Origin of the sequence: Kineococcus glutinatus (genome assembly GCF_039542765.1) — a bacterium.
GTDB classification, from domain to species: domain Bacteria; phylum Actinomycetota; class Actinomycetes; order Actinomycetales; family Kineococcaceae; genus Kineococcus_A; species Kineococcus_A glutinatus.
The window spans coordinates 1-5,217 of the sequence record NZ_BAABIL010000525.1 but is presented as its reverse complement, the minus strand read 5'-3'; the positions used below and the strand labels follow the sequence as shown (position 1 = coordinate 5,217).

4 protein-coding genes are annotated in these 5,217 nt (G+C 76.3%); 2 read left to right on the top strand and 2 right to left on the bottom strand.

All coding sequences use genetic code 11. The features are described from left to right. Positions 1-336 (top strand): ROK family protein (locus tag ABEB16_RS17550; RefSeq protein ID WP_345713509.1); only part of this gene is annotated, 336 nt, incomplete at its 5' end. A gap of 34 nt (positions 337-370) precedes the next feature. Here ABEB16_RS17550 and ABEB16_RS17545 read toward each other — a convergent pair. Together ABEB16_RS17545 and ABEB16_RS17540 are read right to left on the bottom strand one after the other, a co-directional pair. Next, positions 371-2,926 carry a sensor domain-containing protein gene (locus ABEB16_RS17545; RefSeq protein ID WP_345713508.1) on the bottom strand — a complete coding sequence of 852 codons (2,556 nt, stop codon included), beginning with the start codon at positions 2,924-2,926 and terminating at the stop codon, positions 371-373. Then, the gene (locus tag ABEB16_RS17540; protein WP_345713507.1) at positions 2,923-3,900 is read right to left on the bottom strand and encodes a DUF5995 family protein; all 978 of its coding nucleotides are present in this window, start codon (positions 3,898-3,900) and stop codon (positions 2,923-2,925) included. The genes ABEB16_RS17545 and ABEB16_RS17540 overlap by 4 nt, the downstream gene beginning before the upstream one ends. Positions 3,901-4,150: 250 nt before the next feature. Here ABEB16_RS17540 and mgrA point away from each other — a divergent pair, with 250 nt between their 5' ends. Then, the gene (mgrA, locus tag ABEB16_RS17535; RefSeq protein ID WP_345713506.1) at positions 4,151-5,143 is read left to right on the top strand and encodes an L-glyceraldehyde 3-phosphate reductase; all 993 of its coding nucleotides are present in this window, start codon (positions 4,151-4,153) and stop codon (positions 5,141-5,143) included. Positions 5,144-5,217 lie beyond the last annotated feature (74 nt).

Here is a 5,217-nt window from a genome sequence, read left to right as displayed (position 1 = left end):
ATCGCCGCCGACGCCGGCGCCGGGGACCCGGTGGCGCTGGCCGCCTTCGCCCGCGGCGGCCGGGCGCTGGGCGCCGCGTTCGCCGCCACCGCCGTGCTCTGCGACATCGACCGGGTGGTGCTCGGCGGCGGGGTCGCCCAGTCCGGTGCGCTGCTCCTGGACGCCGTCGAGGCCGGTTTCCGGGAGTTCGCGGGGCTGGGGTTCGCCCGCCGGGTCGCCGTCGTGCCGGCGGAGCTGGGCGGCTCGGCCGGCCTGGTCGGCGCAGCCGCCCTGCTGCACCGCCCCGACCGCTACAGCCTCGTCCCCCGGGCGGCCGTGCCGCTGCCGCACCCCTGACCCGCACGCACCCGCGGGTCCCGGCCGCCGGGGCTCAACCGGGCGCCGCCAGCACCCCGGCGGCCTCCACGGGCCGGCCGAACAGGTACCCCTGGCCCTGGTCGCAGCCCATCCGGCGCAGCAGCTCCAGCGCCGCCGGGGTCTCCACGCCCTCGGCCACGACCCCCATCCCGAGGTTGTGGCCGAGGTCGATGACCGAGCGCACGATCGAGGCGTTGCGGTGGTTGGTGTCCACGTCCCGCAGGAACGAGCGGTCGATCTTCAGCACGTCCACCGGCAGGTCGCGCAGGTGGGCCAGCGAGGAGTACCCCGTCCCGAAGTCGTCCAGCGCCAGCCGCACCCCGGCCTCCCGCAGCTCCGCGGCCACCGCCATGGCGGCCTCCGGCTCGGCCATCACGGCGCTCTCGGTGAGCTCCAGCTCCAGCACGTGCGCCGGGGCGCCGGCGCGCTCCAGCTGCTCCAGCACCTCCCCCACGAGCGAACCGTCGCGCAGGCTGCGCGCGGAGACGTTCACCGCCACCTGCAGCGGCGTCCCCGCCGCCGCCCACCGCGCCGCCTGCTCCAGCGCCGTCGCCAGCACGTGCGCCGTCAGCGGCCGGATCAGCCCCGTCTGCTCGGCCAGCGGGATGAAGCTGTCCGGCAGCACGAGCCCCTGCCGGGGGTGCCGCCAGCGCAGCAGCGCCTCCACCCCCGTCGTCGCCCCGGTGCGCAGGTCCCGCTGCGGCTGGTAGTGCACCACGAACTGCCCGGACTCCAGCGCCTGCCACAGCGCCCCGCCGTACCCCAGCCGCTCGGGGCGGTTGAGGTCGGCGTCCGGGGTGTACGTCTCCACGCCCGAGGCGCTCTGCTTGGCCCGGTACATCGCCACGTCGGCGCGCTTGAGCAGGCCGACGGGGTCGTCGCCGTGGTCGGGGGCCAGGGTGACGCCGACGCTGCCCTCCAGGTGCAGGGTGATGCCCTCCACCCGCAGCGGGCGGCGGATCTGCTTGCGCAGCTCCGCGGCCAGCCGCTCGGCGTAGTGGCGGGCGGGCACCGGGTCCAGCAGGACGGCGAACTCGTCGCCGCCGAGGCGGGCGACGGTGTCGGTCTCGCGGAACTGCTGGCGCAGCCGGTCGGCCACCACCTGCAGCACCCGGTCCCCCACGTCGTGGCCGAGGGTGTCGTTGACCTCCTTGAAGCGGTCCAGGTCCACCAGCAGCAGCGCCAGGCGGGTGCCGTGGCGCTGCTGCGCGGCGAGGCCGTGGTGCAGGCGGTCGTGCAGCAGCACCCGGTTGGCCAGCCCGGTGAGCGGGTCGTGCAGCGCGCGGTGGCGGATCAGCTCCTCCGTGCGGCGCCGCTCCACGGCCGCGGCGACCACGTGCGCCACCGACGACAGGAACGCCATCTCGTCGCCGGTCCACGTCCGCGGGGTCCTGGCCTGCACGCACAGGTACCCGAAGGAGGAGGTCGTGCCGCCGATGACGACGGCGGCGGCGCTGACCACGCCGTGCGCGCGCCACCACGCCGCGGCGGCCCGCCCGCGCTCGCCCTCCTCCTGCCGGGCGGTGATGTCGCAGCACAGGGTGGGGGTCCCCGCGGCCGGCACCACGGTGCCCTCCACGTCGCGCGCGTCGAGCACGTGCGGGAAGTCCGGCGCCCAGCCGCTCGTCGCGCGGGTCAGCAGCACGTCCACGGCGTCGGTGCGCTCCAGCACCTCGCAGTGGGCCACGCCCAGCACGTCGCGCACCTGCGCCGCGGTGCGGGCGAACAGGTCGGGCAGGTCCGCGCCGGCGAGGGCGTGACCGCCGAGGTCGGACACGCAGGTCTGCTGCCGCTCGGCGCGGTGGCGCTCGCTGACGTCCTGCAGCACCAGGGTGAGCCGGGTGCCGTCCGCCGCAGGCAGCGCCAGCACGGTGGCCCGGAAGACGTGCCCGGCGGCGGCGTCGTCCACGACGCGCAGGTCGGCGTGCTGGGCCCGTCCCGTCGCGGCGGCCGTGGCCACCATGCCGTGCGGGCCGAGCAGCTGCGGGCCGCCGTCCGGCGGGCGCAGCACGCGCCCCAGCCCGGTCAGGGGGGCACCGGCCTCCACGGCGGGGCCGAGCAGCTGCCGCAGCGCGGGGGTGGCGCGGTGCACCCGCAGCCCGGGGGTGCACTCCACGACGCCGATGGGCAGGTCGTCGTAGGCGGCGCCGTCGGCGACGAGCTCCAGCAGGTGGGCGTGCTCGGCGGCGGCCTGCGTGCCCAGCCGCTCGGCGGTGACGTCGACGAGGGTGCCGACGTTGCCGGTGACGTCGCCGCGGGGGTCGCGCAGCACCTTGGCGCGCAACCGGACCTGGCGGTAGCCGCCCGACGCGGTGCGGTAGCGGCCCTCGTGGTGGCAGTGGTCGGCGCCGCCGACGACGACGGCGCCGAAGAGGGCCAGCGTGCGCTCGCGCTCGTCGGGGTGGACGTACTCCAGGAAGTTCGTGCCGAGGGTGTCGGCGACCGCGAAACCCGTCAGCCGGGTCCACGCCGGGCTCAGCCACGTCCAGTTCCCGATGGCGTCGGTGCGGAAGAGGACCTCGTCGAGGTCCTCCCAGAGGGAGGGGTCGGCCGGTGGGCCGGGCGTCACAGGGGTTCGCGGTGCGTGCGGCACCACGCCTCGCGCCGTTCCGCGGTGCCCGGCAGCAGGTCCGCCGTCGCGGTGGCGATGGCGCGGGCCTCGGCCGCGGCGTACGCCTCGACGCTCGCGGCGGTCGCCGCGTACGCGGCCGGGCCGAGGCGGCGGGCGGCGACCAGGCGCTCGGCGTTGCGCCACGACACCTCCCGCCACGTCTGGACGAGCTGGAAGGCCGCGGTGGCGTCCAGGGTCGTGCCGGGCACGTCGGCGTCGTCCGCGGTGGGGTCGTAGCGCCGGGCGACCTCCGCGAGCTGGGATTCGGCCGCGGCGTTGAGGAACTCGTACACCCGGTCGTGGTCGGGTTTGCGGCTGGTGCCGTCGGGTGCCACGAGGCCGATCTCGGCGAGCACGAAGGGCAGGTCGCGGTTGATGTGCCCGTTCATCCCGAGCAGCACGTCGCCCAGGCCGACGACGCCGCGGGTGTCGGCCGCCTCGAAGGCGGTGCGCCAGGCGGGGGCCACCTCCCGGGTGCGCCCGGCCCGCCAGAGGTCCTCCTGGTCGAAGTAGTACCTGGCGAACACGGCGTCGTAGTGGTTGACCCAGCCGGGATCGGCGAAGAACCCGGGCGTGCGGGCCGCCTCCCGGTAGGCCTCGGTGGTGCGCAGGTACAGCAGCGAGAACACGGCGCGGTGGCTGCAGTCGCGGTCCAGGGGCGCCCAGCGGCGCTGCATCTCGCGGATGACGGCGTCCACGCACCGCAGCTGCCCGGAGCGGCAGACGTCGCTGCTGGAGGGGTCGTGGCCGGCGCTCAGGCCGGGCAGCAGGGTGTTCCACGGCACCAGCAGGGGATCGGGGTCCTCGGCGGCGGCCGGGCCGGCCGGCAGGCAGGTGCCGGCGATGGTGAGCGCGGCGGCGAGCGCCGTGCGCGCCACCGTGCGCCGGGCGCGGCGGCGGGACCGCTGATCGGGGTGCGCGCTGCTGTGCACCGTGTCCTCCGTCGTCGCAGGACCCGGACGCGACCTGGGAGGCGTCCGTTGAGAGGTCAGCGTCGTGGCCATCCTCCGCCGACGCCAATCGATCTTCACCCGGACGGCCTAATCGCGGCACGCGCAGCGTCCCGTCGACCGCGCCGGGCGACGCCCACCCTGGTCCCGGCAGGACCACCCCGGACGGGCCCGCACGCGCCACCGCGCCGGTAGCGTCGGCCTCCTTCCCACCCGACGAGGAGACCACCGCGTGAGCCACGCCGCCGCCGCCGACCGCTACGACTCCATGCCCTACCGCCGCGTCGGGCGCAGCGGCCTGAAGCTGCCCGCCGTCTCCCTGGGCCTGTGGCACAACTTCGGCGACGACAAGCCGCTGGAGACCCAGCGCGCCATCCTGCTGCGCGCCTTCGACCTGGGCGTCACCCACTTCGACCTCGCGAACAACTACGGCCCGCCCGCCGGGTCCGCCGAGGAGAACTTCGGCACGCACCTGGCGCGGGACCTGCGCCCCCACCGCGACGAGATCGTCGTCTCCACCAAGGCCGGGTACCACATGTGGAACGGCCCCTACGGGGAGTGGGGCTCGCGCAAGTACCTCGTCGCCAGCCTCGACGCCAGCCTGCGGCGGACGGGCCTGGAGTACGTCGACGTCTTCTACTCCCACCGGCCCGACCCGGACACCCCGCTGGAGGAGACGATGGGGGCGCTGCACTCCGTGGTGCAGCAGGGCAAGGCGCTCTACGTCGGCGTCTCCAACTACTCCGCGGAGCAGACCCGCGAGGCCGCGCGCATCCTCGCCGGCCTCGGCACCCCGCTGCTGATCCACCAGCCGCGCTACTCGATGCTCGACCGCTGGGTGGAGGACGACGGCCTGCTCGACGCCCTCGACGAGGTCGGCGCCGGCAGCATCGCGTTCTCCCCGCTGGCGCAGGGCCTGCTGACCAGCCGCTACCTCGACGGCGTCCCCGCCGACTCCCGGGCCGCCGGCGCCAGCCCCTTCCTCGGCACCGACCGCCTCACCGACGACGTGCTGGACCGGGTGCGGGCCCTCGACGGGATCGCGGAGCGGCGCGGGCAGAGCCTGGCGCAGCTGGCGATCGCCTGGGTGCTGCGCGGCGGTCGCGTGACGTCCGCGCTCGTCGGCGCCAGCAGCGTCCGCCAGCTGGAGGACAGCGTCGGCGCGGTGGCCGGCCTGCACTTCGAGGAGGCCGAGCTCGCCGAGATCGAGCAGCACCTGGCCTGAGGTGCGCGCCGCCGGCCCCGGCGCCGCGCGGTCCGGTCGCGCCGCGCGGTCCGGTCGCGCCGCGCGGTCCGGTC